The organism is Nostoc sp. DSM 114159 (genome assembly GCF_053470285.1).
Genome location: NZ_JBPFEH010000001.1, coordinates 5283034 through 5298251, shown reverse-complemented (window position 1 = coordinate 5298251; position 15218 = coordinate 5283034). Strand labels below are relative to the sequence as shown.

The 15218-nt window shown below is 41.0% G+C and carries 12 protein-coding genes and 1 riboswitch; of the genes, 8 read left to right on the top strand and 4 right to left on the bottom strand.

Going from position 1 to position 15218, the window contains the following annotated elements; genetic code table 11:
- Window positions 1–42: 42 nt before the first annotated feature.
- From ACR5KR_RS21960 to ACR5KR_RS21945, 4 genes are all read left to right on the top strand, one after another.
- Window positions 43–1278, top strand: a complete 1236-nt coding sequence (locus ACR5KR_RS21960) for an LL-diaminopimelate aminotransferase (protein WP_448268019.1) — start codon at window positions 43–45, stop codon at window positions 1276–1278.
- A gap of 137 nt (window positions 1279–1415) precedes the next feature.
- Entirely contained in the window at window positions 1416–2054 is a 639-nt protein-coding gene (locus ACR5KR_RS21955; protein WP_448268018.1) for a Uma2 family endonuclease, read from the top strand.
- A 136-nt stretch (window positions 2055–2190) separates the two neighbouring features.
- Window positions 2191–2505, top strand: coding sequence for a hypothetical protein (locus ACR5KR_RS21950; protein ID WP_448268017.1), 315 nt, complete (start codon window positions 2191–2193; stop codon window positions 2503–2505).
- A gap of 9 nt (window positions 2506–2514) precedes the next feature.
- The gene (locus ACR5KR_RS21945; RefSeq protein ID WP_448268016.1) at window positions 2515–2931 is read left to right on the top strand and encodes a DUF559 domain-containing protein; all 417 of its coding nucleotides are present in this window, start codon (window positions 2515–2517) and stop codon (window positions 2929–2931) included.
- A 250-nt stretch (window positions 2932–3181) separates the two neighbouring features.
- On the opposite strand, the gene ACR5KR_RS21940 is transcribed toward ACR5KR_RS21945, so the two are convergent.
- The 3 genes from ACR5KR_RS21940 to ACR5KR_RS21930 all read right to left on the bottom strand — a co-directional run bounded on the left by ACR5KR_RS21940 (window position 3182) and on the right by ACR5KR_RS21930 (window position 6258).
- Window positions 3182–3475 (bottom strand): hypothetical protein, encoded by a 294-nt coding sequence (locus tag ACR5KR_RS21940; protein ID WP_448268015.1) that lies wholly within the window; start codon window positions 3473–3475, stop codon window positions 3182–3184.
- Between the two features lie 57 nt (window positions 3476–3532).
- Window positions 3533–4861, bottom strand: a complete 1329-nt coding sequence (locus tag ACR5KR_RS21935) for a voltage-gated chloride channel family protein (protein WP_448268014.1) — start codon at window positions 4859–4861, stop codon at window positions 3533–3535.
- Window positions 4862–4956: 95 nt separating this feature from the next.
- Window positions 4957–5040: riboswitch (Fluoride riboswitch) on the bottom strand.
- A 30-nt stretch (window positions 5041–5070) separates the two neighbouring features.
- Entirely contained in the window at window positions 5071–6258 is a 1188-nt protein-coding gene (locus tag ACR5KR_RS21930) for an MFS transporter (protein WP_448268013.1), read from the bottom strand.
- Between the two features lie 201 nt (window positions 6259–6459).
- Here ACR5KR_RS21930 and ACR5KR_RS21925 point away from each other — a divergent pair, with 201 nt between their 5' ends.
- The 3 genes from ACR5KR_RS21925 (at window position 6460) to ACR5KR_RS21915 (ending at window position 8760) form a co-directional block, all read left to right on the top strand.
- Window positions 6460–6984, top strand: coding sequence for a Chromate resistance protein ChrB (locus ACR5KR_RS21925; protein ID WP_445630523.1), 525 nt, complete (start codon window positions 6460–6462; stop codon window positions 6982–6984).
- A 271-nt stretch (window positions 6985–7255) separates the two neighbouring features.
- Window positions 7256–8125 (top strand): zinc metalloprotease HtpX, encoded by an 870-nt coding sequence (locus ACR5KR_RS21920; protein WP_448268012.1) that lies wholly within the window; start codon window positions 7256–7258, stop codon window positions 8123–8125.
- 230 nt (window positions 8126–8355) lie between these two features.
- Complete coding sequence (locus tag ACR5KR_RS21915) at window positions 8356–8760, top strand: hypothetical protein (protein ID WP_448268011.1); 405 nt, start codon at window positions 8356–8358, stop codon at window positions 8758–8760.
- A gap of 181 nt (window positions 8761–8941) precedes the next feature.
- Here the strand turns inward: ACR5KR_RS21915 and ACR5KR_RS21910 are convergent, their stop codons facing one another.
- Entirely contained in the window at window positions 8942–12925 is a 3984-nt protein-coding gene (locus ACR5KR_RS21910) for a beta strand repeat-containing protein (protein ID WP_448268010.1), read from the bottom strand.
- Window positions 12926–13838: 913 nt separating this feature from the next.
- Between ACR5KR_RS21910 and ACR5KR_RS21905 the strand changes: the two genes are divergently transcribed.
- Complete coding sequence (locus ACR5KR_RS21905; protein ID WP_448268009.1) at window positions 13839–15158, top strand: chloride channel protein; 1320 nt, start codon at window positions 13839–13841, stop codon at window positions 15156–15158.
- Window positions 15159–15218 lie beyond the last annotated feature (60 nt).

Genomic DNA, 15218 nt, shown 5'->3' with positions numbered 1-15218 from the left:
TAGCAGTAAGCTATTTGAGGGCGTTTTTTCATAATCTACATAATGGCAACTATTAACGACAACTACCTAAAACTGAAAGCGGGTTATCTGTTTCCAGAAATTGCTCGGCGGGTGAATGCCTTTGCCGAAGCGAACAGTAATGCTAAAATCATCAGGCTGGGTATTGGTGATGTTACCGAACCTCTGCCGGAGGCTTGCCGCACAGCGATGATTAAAGCTGTGGAAGAAATGGGCGATCGCAATACTTTTAAAGGCTACGGGCCAGAGCAAGGCTACGCATGGTTGCGGGAGAAAATTGCTACTCATGATTTCCAAGCACGGGGAGCCGACATAGATGCTTCCGAAATCTTTATCTCCGACGGTTCCAAGTGCGATACAGGCAACATTCTAGAAATCTTCGGTCATAACAACACTATAGCCGTTACTGACCCAGTTTACCCTGTGTATGTAGACACTAACGTTATGGTGGGAAATACTGGGGATGCCAACGATAAAGGCGAATTTGAGGGTTTAGTTTATCTACCAATTACAGCTGATAACAACTTCACCGCCGAGATTCCGTTAAAGAAAGTCGATTTAATTTATCTCTGCTTTCCCAATAATCCCACTGGCGCAACTGCTACCAAGGAATATCTCAAAACATGGGTAGACTATGCCAAAGCTAATAACTCGATTATTTTCTTTGATGCAGCCTACGAAGCTTATATTACCGATCCGTCGATTCCGCACTCAATTTATGAAATTGAAGGTGCAAGAGAAGTTGCGATCGAATTTCGGTCTTTTTCCAAGAATGCAGGTTTTACAGGAACCCGTTGCGCGTTAACTGTAGTACCAAAGACACTCACAGCAAAAGCCGCCGATGGTTCCGATGTCGAACTGTGGAAACTGTGGAATCGTCGCCAATCTACCAAATTTAACGGTGTTTCTTACATCGTCCAACGGGGAGCCGAAGCGGTTTATTCTGAAGAAGGACAGGCACAAATCAAGGGATTGGTGAGTTTCTATCTAGAAAATGCCAAAATTATCCGCGAAAAACTCACAGCCGCCGGATTATCAGTTTATGGTGGCGTGAATGCACCTTACGTTTGGGTGAAAACTCCTAATGGTTTATCTAGTTGGGAATTCTTTGATAAATTGCTGCAAACCGTCAACGTTGTGGGGACACCTGGTTCTGGCTTTGGTGCTGCGGGTGAAGGTTACTTCCGCATATCGGCGTTTAACAGCCGGGAGAATGTGGAAGAGGCGATGAAGCGAATTGCTGAGAAGTTTAAAGTGTAGAGCGATCGCTTTTAGCCACTTTTGTTAAACTCATTCTATTAATCTAAAGGTTACGGTGGGCTGTATTATCCACCGCAACCTTATAGATTTTGAATTTTGAATTTTGAATTTTGAATTTTGAATTGGAGCGAAGCGACGTGACTGCTGCTATCCCCGTTTTAAAAGCTGTTAGTCAGATGCAATTAGCACCTGGTAGCACAGTGGCAATTCCAGATGTTACCTGGGAAGAATTTGAATCTATTTTACAAGAATTGGGAGACAAAAGAACTACACGAATTGCCTACAGCCAGGGTACTTTAGAAATTATGGCTCCTTTACCAGAACATGAAATACCCAAAGATTTAATTTCTGATATTGTCAAAATATTGCTGAAGGCTAAAAATATCAGATATCAACCTTTTGGTTCCACCACCTTTAAACGACAAGGTGTTGCAGGAGTTGAACCTGATGCTTGCTTTTATATTCAGAATTATCAACAAATGATTGGTCATCGCCGCTTGCAGCCTGATGACCCGCCGCCAGATTTAGCAATTGAAACTGATGTTACATCAAAAACTACTCTTGATGCTTATGAAGCCATTGGAGTTCCAGAACTATGGGTTTACCATAGCGGAAACCTTTCTATTTATTTGCTGAAAGAGGGAAAATATATAAAATCTAATACCAGTCCTAATTTTGAAGATATAGCGATTACTGAGATTATCCCTGCTGCCGTAGAACGTAGTTGGCAAGTAGGAAGTTTTCAAGCTTTAGAAGAATTGGAAGCGAGGATTTAGTAAACGATCAAACAAGCATTGCTTATTTTGCTTAATTATGATCAAGCTAGCAGTAATTACGTGTTATAAGCTGTTAAGCTGATGTGCATTTAAGTTGCAACATATTTCTAAAATCTAATATATTTCTCATTTTATTATGGAAACTCAAAACTTTAATGAAGAGTATGCAAAAGCTGTACAGTTTCTAATAGACGGACGAGAAAATGATGAAGCTATATTTTTACTATCTTGTACTTTTTTATCTTGTGATTCTGCTTCCTCTTGGTTCGAGATAAAACTTAAAACTCGACGACCTAATTATGATATTCTTCTTGATAAAGAACATTCTATTACTAAAGCTATTCATCGAGCTTTTGAAGCTATACTACCTCTTGATGAATGGGAAGTTAATAAACTGTATATAACTCCTGTAATAGAGTTATCGAATATTCCAGATATCCAAGCTGACTAGCATGATGATTTGCTGAAAAATGCTCTCAGAAGAAATGGAAATAATCAGGGTACATTCATTTCTGATGAAAAAGTAAAAAATTGGAATGGCTTTAAATTTGCATCCCTTAGTGAAGTCCAAATTGCAAAAGAATTAGATAAACTAGGTGTCTTATTCCTTCCGAACTGCAAAGCGCGATTTAAGGTTGGATATGGACGCGGTGAATGTTATCCAGATTTCTTAATATGTCATCAGGGAAAGTGGGGAATCCTGGAAGTGGACGGTCCACACCACAATACGCAAAGCTATATTCAGCGCGACCGTAGTCGAGATCAATCTTTAAGGGCCTACGGAGTATTTATTGAGCGCTTTGATTGGAAAGATTGTCAACAGCAGCCAGATTGTGTAGTTAAGCGTTTTTTAGACCTACTAGATAGTAACAGGTGATTATTAGTAAGTTTAATTAATAGGTAAAGAATATTGACATGAATTAACTAACCTATAATTTAAATAAGGATGCTAGCACTAAAGGTTTATTTTTCAGGGGAGACATAGCGCGATCGCCTTTACATCTTGCTTGCCAAGTTATATCATGTCCGCCTAATTAGTTATGATTCCTGAATCTGTGCAAAAACCAGGAAAACCTCTTTCCCCCTGCCCCCTGCTCCCTGCCCCCTGCGGTCTTAATGATAAGTCTTTAACCGGACATGATATTAGTATTTTGGCTCAGTTTAACAGAATTACTTTCTGGCTCTGAATACATAGCAAATAACTCACTAAAAACCTCTTCCCCATTAATCTCTCCACTACTAATAAATCGTTCTACCTCAACCGAACCATCCTCAAAAAATTCCACTTCCCATCGTTCACCAGCCACCGCCACATTAACCATAATGGTTTCATTTCGATGATGGGCTAAAGTGTAACTAATTTTCTCTTGTTCTAATTGATTTAGAAAGGTAACTAATTTGCCGAATCCATAATTATTCATTTGTCAAACCTCTTATCGGTTAACAACTCTCAATTATCAATTAATTACATCAAAAAATTATTCCTCAGAATTACTTCTTCCTTTTTTCCCATCATCAGGTAAATCAATTTTCGGTTGTCCATAATTAGCCAAAGTCACCCCTTCTTCTAAATATACAGCAGAGTATTTACTCAATCCAATACGCTGTGCAGAGTAAATTCCAGAATGACCTGAAAATAAGTAGCTAACTACACAGCCAATAGCAATAAATACTCCCGATTCCAGACCAAATAATTCAATTCCCATTAAAGTGGATGCCAATGGTGTATTTGCTGCACCCGCAAATACACCCACAAATCCCATTCCTGCTAAGAGTGGTGCAGGTAATGCTAAAAGTAACGATAAAGCATTACCTAAAGTTGCACCAATAAAAAACAAAGGTGTCACTTCTCCTCCTTTAAAACCTGCTCCTAAAGTTAAAGCAGTCAGACCCAATTTTGCTGCAAAATCCCAAGGAGGTAGTTGAGTGAAAAAAGAATCAACAATAGTAGGTATACCAAGCCCAATGTATTTAGTCGTACCACTTAACCCAACAATTACTGCTATCATCGCACCGCCTATCAAAAGACGCAGTGGAGGATAAGATATTTTTGCTTTAAATAAGTGGCTAATTTGGTGAGTTACTTTAGCAAAAAATCTCGCGACAATTCCAAAAATTGCACCTGCGATAATCGCAGAAATCAATCCCCAAATTGTGAGCGTCGGTATAGAGGGAGCGTGTCGGTATGCAGTATGATTTAAACCAAATAGTAAGGTTACTTGATTTCCGACGATCGCAGCAATTAAAGAAGGAAAAAGAGCATCGTAATGAATTTTACCAATCGCTAAAACTTCTAGACCAAATACGGTTCCAGCTAAGGGAGTACCGAAAACTGAAGCGAATCCCCCACTGATACCTGCCGTTAACAAAATTCGCCGATTAGCCCCTTGAAAATGCAATATTTTAGTTAATTGGTCTGCCAAAGAAGCACCCATTTGTAATGCTGTACCTTCACGACCGGCTGAACCACCAAAAAAATGTGTCAGGTCTGTTCCTAGTAAAACAAGAGGAGCCATACGAAAAGGAATAATCTTTTTGGGGTTATGAATTTCTTCGAGTAAAAGATTATTTCCTGCTTCTACAGTCCGACCAAATTGATGATAAATCCAACCACTTAAGAAGCCACCAAGAGGAAGCAAGGCGATAATCCACCGATGTGATTCTCGCCAATCAGTTGCCCATTCTAATGATGCTAAAAGAGCCGCCGAGGCCGTTCCAGCAAGAATGCCAACGACAAAGGAAATAGGCAACCACTTAATTAAGTGGGGTAAGGCAATAAATGGTTCAAACTGACGAAGGTGTTTCATACCATGACTCCTTGAGGTGCGATTTGTAGAGAGATACTTTCTACAGGGGAGTCAGGTAATGCATTTAGCCAAGCCCTACTCTCCCGCAGTTAGCAAGGAAAGTAGGAGCCATCAGCCTTCCAGTGATGAATTTTAGGACTGAAAAGGCGGTTTCGGCGAGCTCCATCGCCATTGATTTGATTTCAAATCAAGGATACCATTTTTGCTTTTCAATATTTGTTTTTTTGAGTAACTAACAATAATACAGCTGCCAATGCAAACAAGCTCCCAGCAATAAATGTCGCCTCTGCTCCCAGTGTTTGCCACAACCCACCAGCTAGCAAACTAGCAGGTAAAAGTGCTAATCCCAGTGCCAAGTTGAAGAATCCAAAAGCAGTGCCGCGCAGATTTGCAGGTATACTATTTGCTACTAGTGCTAACATCAGCCCTTTACTCATACCCAAATGCAGACCGTAAAGGGCAAACAATCCCCAGACTTGCCAAGATGTCTGCACGAAAGCGAAACCCAGATAGACTAAAGCGTATAGGAGAAATCCGCCCACCAGTAACCCAAATTTACCCATGCGATCGGAAAGTATTCCTAATGGGTAAGCGCTGAATGAGTAGGCGATGTTCATCACCATTAATGTCAATGGGATGAGTGAGGCAGAAATGCCTGTTTGTTCAGCTCGCAGTAATAAAAAAGCATTGCTAGAGTTACCTAAATTGAATAGTAATGCCACTATTACAATTACCCAGTATCCTTGACCCAAACTGCGTAAAGCTTCCCATTGCAGAGGGTTGCTTCGATTTCCTTGAGTTTCACTTGTTTGTGGTTCGCGCACTCCCACTATTAATAAAGCGACTGCGAAGAATCCAGGAATGAGTGCTAGCCAAAAAATCAAGCGGAAGTTGTTTTCGGAAGCAGTCATCAGAGCAAATGCTGCCAAAGGCCCCAAAAATGCTCCGATAGTATCGAGGGATTGACGCAATCCATAAGCTGCACCGCGTACATCTGCATTAGTGGAATCGGCGACTAAGGCATCACGGGGCGCTACCCGAATACCTTTGCCAATGCGATCGCCAAATCGAGCTATTAACACCCCAGTTGGACTGGTAGCTACAGCAAATAGTGGTTTAACAAAGGTGGATAAGCCGTACCCAAACACCGCTAATCCTTTACGATGTCCGAGATAATCACTCAACGCTCCCGAAAAGATTTTTAAAACTGAAGCTGTTGCTTCTGCAATGCCATCGATGATGCCCACAGTCAAAACATTCGCCCCTAAAACTGATACCAAAAATAAGGGCAATACAGAATTAATCATCTCAGAGCTAATATCTGTCAGCAAACTGACAAATCCCAATACCCAAACAGTGCCGGGAATTGTCTGGACAAATTTATTTTGTAGTTGCATATTTCCTGTTTAACTGACTGGCTTTTACTACATCAACTCTGTAACCCTTGAGAACCAATAAGTGAGCTTCCGACTTGATGATTCAGACTCATAATTTTTCTGGAATGCAACAGTTGTTTCATAAGTAGACTAACAATAAAATCAATTTAATGCAACACCTGTTACAATCTATCTATGGACAGAAAGTGTTGGAACTTATTGGTGTACAAAGTACCCGCACAGCCTTCAACGCAACGGGTGTATGTTTGGCGTAAACTCAAGGGCTGGGGCGCACTTTATCTACAGCAGTCGGTGTGCGTGCTACCGCATAGAGAAGACTTGCAACAATATTTGGCAGAATTGAAAGCAGACATTACAGCAGGTGGTGGTGAAGCAGATTTATTGACTATTTGGATTGATGAACCCGAGCAAAACGCTATGTTGGTAAATCGTTTTCACCAACAGGCAGATCGAGAATATCAAGAGTTTTTGGGGCAATGTCGGGATTTGCATAGCGAATTGAGCGAGGAACGGAAAATAGGTAATCTCACCTTTGCAGAATTAGAAGAGAACGAGGCGGAATTAAATAAATTGCGTTCTTGGTTGTCAAAAATCCGCGATCGCGATTTGTTTGATGCCCCAAAATACTCACAAGCCACTGAAGCTTTGAAGGCGTGCGAATTAGATTTTCAGCTATTTTCCCAACAGATATATCAAGCACAAGGAATAGACTCAGAATCTTTATAAGTAAATGGATCTTAACTAATAGTTAGGCATAGCTCAATCTAAGCATTACACTCGTAATTCCTGCCTAGATAAGCAATTTATTCCTATAGATAGATGTGTTTTTACTATCTATAGATATTTATTCTATGACTAAAACTTAAGTAGGAAAACCGTACTTATCTGATAGGTTTTCTCTACCATATATCTAAGTTTAGCTGGATAAAATCAAAATGTAGCTGAAGTAATGCTGTTTTCTGAAAAATTTACACAGCATTAGCAGGAGAGCAAAAACATGACAAATCAATTGAAAACGGCTACTTTGCTTGCGGCATTAAGTGGTCTTTTGATTGCAATTAGTTACTGGGTAATTGGCGGTTCTAGTGGCTTGATTATCGGCATTGGCTTGGCAGCAGTCACAAATCTATTTTCTTGGTATCAATCAGATAAAATTGCCCTAGCAGTATACCAAGCGCAACCTGTGAGTGAAAGGGAAGCACCAGGACTTTATCGGATGGTGCAGAGATTGAGCGATCGCGCTAACATTCCCATGCCTAAAGTTTATATCGTTCCTAGCCCTGGTGCTAACGCTTTCGCTACAGGGCGCGATCCAGAACACGCTGCTGTGGCTGTCACTGAAGGTATTTTAAATATATTGCCAGAGGATGAACTCGAAGGTGTTATCGCCCACGAGCTAACCCATATTATTAATCGTGACACTCTCACTCAAGCTGTTGCTGCTACTGTGGCTGGTGCGATCTCATTCTTAGCTCAAATGGTTAGTTACAGCCTATGGTTTGGCGGTGGTTCGCGAGATGACAATAGAGGTGGAAATCCAATAGGAGTTTTATTAACAGTCATGCTTGCGCCACTGGCTGCGACAATTATTCAGCTAGGAATTTCGCGCACACGAGAATTTTCTGCTGATGCAGGTTCTGCTAGATTAACTGGTAATCCCCGTGCCTTAGCTAGGGCATTGCAACGCTTAGAAGCCTCAGCAAAGCAAATGCCTTTAAATGCTAATCCAGCTTATGAGCCGTTATTAATTATTAATTCCATTTCTGGACAGTTTCTAGGTAACTTATTCTCCAGTCATCCAGCTACAGAAATGCGAGTTGCAGCATTGCTGAAATTAGAGCAACAACTGCCAACAAAAGCTTATTAATTTGTCATTAGTCACTTGTACTGAGTTTCGGCTGCGCGGCAATCGAGCGACTTGTACTGAGCGTAGTCGAAGTAAGTCGAGATTCAACTACCGCGTAGTCGTTGGCGCAGCCTCTCGTAGAGAAGTATTAGTCATTAGTCATTTGTAAAATAAATCAATGGCTAATGACTATTAAGATAGGGTGCAATTTTTATTGGAGAGTAAACTTTGCAATTAAGGATCTTTTAAGTATGAATTCTAACAATATCGAATCTACTGAATCCATAGTAATTGTAAAAATAAGTTCTGAAACCGACAAATTAGTGGAAACCGAAATGGCTGGTGAAACTGATGAGGTGAAGCGTGAAACCAAAGCGTTAATTGAGGCGCTAAAAAGACGCGCTCAAGCTGAGGCTGATTCAGCCGGTACTCTCACCCGTGAAACCTATTTGAAAGTTGTGCGCCAAGCACGGGAATTAATTGAAGGAAGGAAACTGATGCAACGCGATCGCTTAGAAAACTCTTGGGCGGTAATTCAAGATGAAGCTGAGAGAAACTGGCACTTATTGATGAAAGACTTAGTAGACTTCAGCTTTCGCGTGCAAAAGGCGGCTATTGCTGCTTGGGAAACCTTCAATAACCCTTACTCTCGTTAAATAGGGTGCGATCGCAGAAAACTGAAGTGACTTATTTGGGTAATTAGAATACTAATTCAGTATTCAAAAATTATCCTTCTTGGGGAGATAAGGGAGAAAATACTACCTCTTCTCCCCTATCTGTTTTAAGCACATCGCAATTCGACGATTTTCTATTTTTTCTGCTTCAAGTGATAGAGTGCTAATAAGGAGTAAAAAGCACAAAATTGTTGTTGGTTAGTGACAAGCCAGGAGATAATTGTGCAAACTGTACCTGAGTATTGACACCAGCACTACCATCCTCATCAAAGAACAATCCACCTGTAGTCGAGTTATATATAAATCGCTGATTACTTGTGGTTGCAGATGCTCCGATTGTAAACTGATTTGTCTTAAGTACACCTAGTGAGAAATCGTGATTAGGAAAACCATAAATTGATATCTTAATTAGTTCATTAGTGGTGTCAAAGTCATATAGGCGCTCGACGCCTTCACTGAAAGTATTGAAAACAAAGGTATCAGTACCAGCGCCACCATAAACGCTATCATTACCACTGCTACCTATGAGGACATCATTACCATTACCACCTTTGAGGGTATCATTGCCACTAATACCGTTGAGGGTATCATTACCATTATTCCCCACAATCAAGTCATTAGAGTAGGAACCTGAAATATTTAATCCTTCAATATTTTGGTAGCTAACTATTCTCCTACCCGCTGTAATTTCTCCCTTGTTAGTAGTAGCATTAAATGTTGTTGTGATTCCTGTAGTAGCATTTCCAAAATCGACGGACAACAAATCGTCACCTTTACCACCATCTATTGTGTCTTTGCCATCATTGCCCGCATCAAGTGTATCGTTTCCATTACTCCCTACAATCAAGTCATTGTATTGTGTACCTTTGATATTTAATTCTTCGATATTCTTGTAGCTAATTAGTCTTGTGTCCTCCGTAATTGAACCAATGTTATTAGTAGCATCAAATATTGTTGTGATTCCTGTGGTAGTATTATTGGAATAGATACTTAAGGAATCGTTACCTGTCCCCCCATCTATTGTGTCATTGCCACCATAGCCCGTATCGAGTGTATCATTTCCATTGCTCCCTACAATCAAGTCATCGTATTGTGTACCTGAGATATTTAATCCTTCGATATTCTTGTAGCTAACTAGTCTCGTGCCTTTTGTAATTGAGCCAATATTAGTAGTAGCATTGAAAGTCGTTGTGATTCCTTCACTAGGATCGTAGTAATTGTAATTGAAGTACAACAAATCGTCACCCTTACCCCCATCTATTGTGTCATTGCCACCAAATCCCGTAGAAAGCGTATCGTCGCCATTGCTTCCCACAATGAAGTCATTGTAGTCTGTACCTAAAATATTTAATCTTTCGATATTCTTATAGCTAACGCGATTATTGCCCGCCGTAATTGCTCCAATGTTAGTAGTAGGATTAAATGTTGTTGTGATTCCTGTGGTAGCATTGCTGTATTCGACAGACAACAAATCGTCACCTTTACCGCCGTCTATCGTATCTTTGCCACCACTATCTATGGAGAGAGTATCGTTGCCATTGCTCCCCACAATGTTGTCATCGTAGGCTGTATCTAAGATATTTAATCTTTCAATATTCTGATAACTAACTTGATACTTGCCTGCTGTCATTGAGCCAATGTTAGTAGTGGCATTAAATGTTGTTGTGATTCCTCCAGTAGCATTGCTATAATCCACGGAAAGCAAATCGTCAGCCTGACCTCCATCTACCGTTTGAGTCACTAAATAAGAGCGGACAGTATCTGGGGATGAGGTGCTTAGATACAAGGAATCATTGCCATCGCCACCAGAGAGTAAGTTATTGCCTGTTGAAATCTCAGCACGCAATGTATCGTCACCAGTGCCACCGTTGAGGGTATTATTACCTGAGGAGGGACCGTAAATATCTCCACTGCTGGTTCCGATGACAACGCCAGAGATGGAGAGTAAATCATTGCCATCGCCACCAGAGAGTAGGTTGTTACCTGTTGAAATTTCAGCAAGCAAGGTATCATCACCAATGCCACCGTTGAGGGTGTTATTGCCTGAGGATCTAAAACTATAGTCCGATCTATAATACTCAAGGCCAGAGGTGGAAAGATAATCATTGCCATCGTCTCCAGAGAGTAAGCTATTACTTTTTGGAGACTCAGCACGCAATGTATCGTCACCAGCGCCACCATTGAGGGTATTATTACCTGAAGAGCCAATAAAGTCGTGTCCCTCAGCAATAGCAAGCTCAGAGGCGTCAAGAAAATCATTGCCATCGCCGCCAGAGAGTAAGTTATTGCCTTGTGAACCCCGAGCATACAATGTATCGTCACCAGCGCCACCATCGAGGGTGTTCTTGCCTGTTGAAGAGTCAACATTGAAAGTATCGTCACCAATACCACCAACAAGAAAGTTATTGCCAGTATCCTCAAGGAGGATGTCATTCCCTACGCCACCAATAAGAGTATCATTGCCTGCACCACCCCGCAGTAAATCATTGCCACTTTTGCCATCAATAAGATCGTCACCCCCCTGACCATTGATGACATCATCTGAGTTGTCAAAGCCACTAACATTATTGTTCAGATCGTTAAGGAAGGTGACTGTGTTCTTGTTGAAGAGAGTACCTTGAGTGGAGTTGGCATTGAAGACATCAAAGCTGTCAGTAATGGTAGTTTGGCCAGAAAACAGGATATTGCCCGAGTTGACAGTTGCTCCTGTAGATAAGCTTAGGTTATCCAGGTTTTCTAAAGCAAAGTTTTGTAAGATGATTTTGGGACTAGAGTCCGCGTCAAAGGTGATTTCTAGATTGCTGCCATTTTGAGTCAGCACTAAATTTTGAGCAGTTAAGCCGTCGCCAGCGAAATTTAGGGTGTCTACTTCGGCAATTACTGCTGCTGTTGGATTAGTTCCTTTACCTACCCCACCGAAATCAGTGATTGTATCACTACTTGCACCCGAGCTATAAGTGTCGTAAACAAATGTATCCTTGCCACCGCTACCCGTTAAAGTGTCGTTACCAGGACTAGGTCTGATGGTATCATTGCCATTGCTCCCCACAATGTAATCATTGTAGGATGTGCCTGAGATATCTAATCGTTCAATATTCTTATAGTTAATCTGATATGTGCCTGTTGTAATCGAGCCAGTATTAGTAGCATGATTGAAAGTCGAAGTGATTGCCTCAGTCGCATTGGAATTGACGGTTAACAAATCGTCACCTGTCCCTCCGTCTATCGTTTGAGTTGCTAAGGAAGAAAGAGCAGTATCTGTAACAAACAAACTGAAGGAGTCATTGCCATCCCCTCCATTTAGGATGTTGCTACCCTGAACTCCAGGGGTGTAAAAGTAATCATTGCCATCTCCACCTGAAACCGTATTGTTGCCAGTAGAGTAGCTAATATCAAGGTAGTCATCCCCTGCATCCCCTGTGAGAATGTTATTTCCAGAAGAATAGGAAGCATCAAGGGTATCATTGCCCAGACTACCAATGAGAGTATTGTTGCCTGTACCACCCCGCAGCAAATCGTCACCACTTAACCCATCAATTTTGTCATTGCCCCCCTGACCATTCACCACATCATCTGAGTTGTCTAAACCTGTAATGTTGTTATTCAGGTCATTGAGGAAAGTTACCGTATTCTTGGTGGCGATGCTTGTATCAGTATTGGCATCCAGGACATCAAAACTATCAGTGATACTAGTTTCCTCAAACCCATTAAACAAGATATTGCCTATGGCTGGTCTTGTACCAGAAGCTTTCAGGTTATCCAAGTCTTCTAGTTTGAAGTTTTGTAGGATGATTTTTGTGGTGTCATATACGTTTTCAAAAGCGATCTCTAGATTGTTGCCATTTTGGGTGAGTAGCAAATTTCGCGCATTCAATTCATCCAAAAATTCGATCGTATCGACTTCCGCAATTACTGCTGCTGTTGGATTTGTTCCTTTACCTACACCACCGAAATCAGTGATTATATCAGTGCCGCCGCCTGACCTATAAAAAACAAATGTATCTTTACCGCCCCCACCCGTTAAAGTATCGTTGGCACCATAACCTGTAAAGATGATATCATTCCCAGCTTTACCGTTAATTATGTTGGGGTCGTTAGTGCCGTCTAGGGTGTCATTTCCATTGGTTCCAATGATAGTATGTGTCATTACTTTCTTTTTCCTTAATAGATGTTTGGCAGTAACTTTAAGTTTTCAACTTTTAGTGCTTAAAGGCACAAAAGTTCGCCGAAAATTGAGGCTTTCGACATACTTTTCTCACTCTTGAAGGTTAGAAATTTTTGATGAATATCCTCCTTTCAATCGACCTGCAAATATTACTTATCCAAGCACTTAGGACTATCTAAGTCTTAAGTCCGTCTAAAATTCATCAGCGTGTAGATTCGCAAAAAACTAATTTCAAGCTAATTTCAATCATCCTTTATCAGTCACATAGGCAAACATCTGCCATAGACATTGCTAAAGAAGAGTTGAAAAATTGAGCTTGAATGTCGAAAATCCACAACTCATAATTTAGTTATTTTGTCAATGCGTAAGTCTTACTACTAGCCCTTTCAATATGAACGTTTGTACTATCCAAAAAATGATCTTTTAAGCCATTTTTGGTATTTTGGCGGCTGCGATCGCTTAATTTAGAGTTCCAAAATTTAGAGTTTAATCCATAAATTCTTTATTCAATTCCAGCCGAAGCCTGAAATGCCGTAAAAACCTTGATAGTATATATGCTCACCTGAAAAGGGCTAGTCTTACTAATTAGAAAATAGGGAACACTTGATGGGCTATAGGGAAAGGAATTTTTGTCCTTTACCCTTGGGTATTTGGCTTCAAAATAGGAAATATCTAAATAACATTATAACTAACTCAATATAGAATATTTACTTAGCTCGACTTTATATATGCCTCATCGTAAAGGTAGGCATTCACTAAAAATGCGGGTTTTGCTGCATAGATAATATTTAAATATAGTAAATACAAGAAATAAATAATTCACTAAACTAAATAGCCTTTACCATAAAAAGCGTAAATATTCAGTACTCTAGGTTTCACAAATAGGAAATAAGCAGTGTTACCAAACAAGCCCCCCGCTAGTAATCAAACTCAACGCTGGACATTTGCTCAACTTTTTGGACTGGTAAAGCGTAATCCCCTAATGATTTCGCAGTGGGTCATCCGCTGGATATTCGTGGGGACTGCTGGTGGTCTATTTGCGGCGTTGTATTGGAATGTTCTAGAGTTTTTAACTCACAGACTCCAGCGATTTGAGGGTTTTAGCCTGCTGATAGTGATGCCACTTAGCGGTTTACTTATCGGTCTGGTGATTCATTTTTTGGGAAATCCCGGTGAAATCGCTGTGATTGTTGATAATATTCATTTTCGTGGCGGACGCCTAGATGTTCGCAAAAATCCTTCAATGATTCTGGCTTCTCTAGTCAGCATCTCGGCAGGCGGTAGTGCTGGCCCAGAAGCGCCACTGGTACAGGTAACAGGTTCTTTTGGTACTTGGATTGCCGATCGCTTAAAACTCCAAGGTGAAGACCTCAGAACTATGAGTTTAGCAGCAATGGCCGCTGGCTTCACTGCCTTATTTGGCGCACCTCTTGGCGGTGCAATGTTCGCCTTAGAGATTTTGCACCACGAGCATATTGTGGAATATTACGAAGCCTTAATGCCAGCCATTGTTTCGAGTTGTGCTAGCTATCTGGTGTTTGCAGCAATTACACATTTGGGTATTGCCCCCACTTGGCATTTTCCTCAGTATCACTTAGAAAGGATTGATGATTTTGCGATCGCGATCGCCTTTGGAACGATTGGGGCAGTGGCGGGATGGATTTTTATCGGTATTTTTCGCGGCTGCGATGCCTTTTGGCAAGCCGTTTCACGTTTGGGCATTTCACCAACTCCTGTTCCTATTTATGTACGCACAACACTAGCAGGAGTGGGACTTGGCATTTTAGCAGTTTTATTACCCCTTACCCGTTATTTTGGACATGAAGAGTTAGATTCAGTCTTGAGAGCTAACTTTGGTGCTGTTTTTCTCTTAACTCTAGCTTTTGGGAAAATGGCTGCCATTAGCATTACAGTAACAGGTGGGTGGCGCGGTGGATTCATCATTCCGCTATTCTTCACTGGTGCTTGCATTGGTAAAGCAATAGCAGTCTTAATTCCGGGACTCGATCCTGCCCTGGCCATGATTTGTACAATGGCGGCTGTCAACGCAGCCGTAACCCGCACACCGATAAGTACAACTTTGCTACTATCAAAACTGACTAACTTGAGTCCCTTGACGCCAATCCTTTTTGCCAGCTTGATGGGATTTTTTCTTGCCCCGAAAGTTCCTCTAATTGCTTCTCAACTCAAATCCCAGAGAGAAGTTACGGATTGAACAAGCGGCTGAGTTAGCTGCCCAGGCATAAAAAAGCAATATATGCTAAAATTGTATCAA